At 71.0% G+C, this 1,274-nt stretch carries 1 protein-coding gene; it reads left to right on the top strand.

All coding sequences use genetic code 11. The features are described from left to right. Window positions 1-1,274 (top strand): condensation domain-containing protein (locus IF00_RS42210; RefSeq protein ID WP_037640488.1); only part of this gene is annotated, 1,274 nt, incomplete at both ends.

A 1,274-nucleotide genomic window follows, 5' to 3' on the forward strand; every position in this document is an offset into this window, starting at 1 on the left:
GAGCACCTGGTGCCGTCGGCTTTCGTGGTCCTCGACGCCCTTCCTCGTACGGTCAACGGCAAGCTCGACCGCCGGGCTCTCCCCGCCCCCGACGACACCACCGCCTCCGAGGGCGGACGAGCACCCCGCAACCCCGCCGAGGAGATCCTCTGCGGTCTCTTCGCCGACAACCTCGGACTCGAATCCGTCGGCATCGACGACAACTTCTTCCACCGCGGCGGCCACTCCCTCCGCGCCACCAAACTCACCTCCAGGATCCGCGACGCCTTCGGCGTGCGGCTCGGAGTGCGGGAGATCTTCCAGCACCCGACCGTGGCGCGGCTCGCCGAGCTGATCGCGGTGAGCGGCGGCGAGGAGGAGCGCCCCGCGCTGGTGGCGGGGGAGCGGCCCGAGCGGCTCCCTTTGTCCTCCGCCCAGCAACGCCTCTGGTTCCTCGACCAGCTGGAGGGGCCCTCGCCCACGTACAACATTCCACTGGCCGTGCGGCTCACCGGCCGCATCGACGTCGAGGCCCTGCGTCTCGCCCTCGTCGACGTCGTCGTACGCCACGAATCCCTTCGGACCTCCTTCCCTTCCGAGGGTGGCTCGCCGCACCAGGCGATCCGCTCTCTCGCGACGACCGACCTCGCGCTCCCGGTGACCCCGGTGACGGAGGAGTCGCTGCCCCAGGTGCTGGCCGGACTGTCCGGCACCACGTTCGACCTCTCCACCGATCTGCCCATCCGCGCGGATCTGCTGGAGCTGTCCCCCGGGAAGCACGTGCTTCTGGTGGTGATGCACCACATCGCCTCCGACGGCTGGTCGAACGGCCCGCTCCTGCGGGACCTCGCCACGGCGTACACGGCCCGGGGCGCCGGCGCCGCCCCCGACTGGGCGCCGCTCCCGGTCCAGTACGCCGACTACACCCTGTGGCAGCGGAGTCTCCTCGCCATCGATGAGGAGCGCCACGTCGCCTTCTGGCGACAGCAGTTGGCCGAACTGCCCGAGGAGGCGACGCTGCCTGCGGACCGGCCCCGGCCGGCCGTCGCCTCCTACCGCGGGGCCACCCACCAGGTGACCGCCCCCGCGCACACGCACGCTGCCCTGACCGGGCTGGCGCGTGAGACCGGAACCACCCTGTTCATGGTCGCCCAGGCCGCTGTCGCCACCCTCCTGTCGCGGTGTGGTGCGGGCAGTGATGTCCCGATCGGTTCGCCGGTCGCGGGGCGGACGGATCAGGCTCTCGACGATCTCGTGGGCTTCTTCGTCAATACGTTGGTTCTGCGTACGGATGT

This window comes from Streptomyces flavochromogenes (genome assembly GCF_000717595.1).
GTDB classification, from domain to species: Bacteria; Actinomycetota; Actinomycetes; order Streptomycetales; family Streptomycetaceae; genus Streptomyces; species Streptomyces flavochromogenes.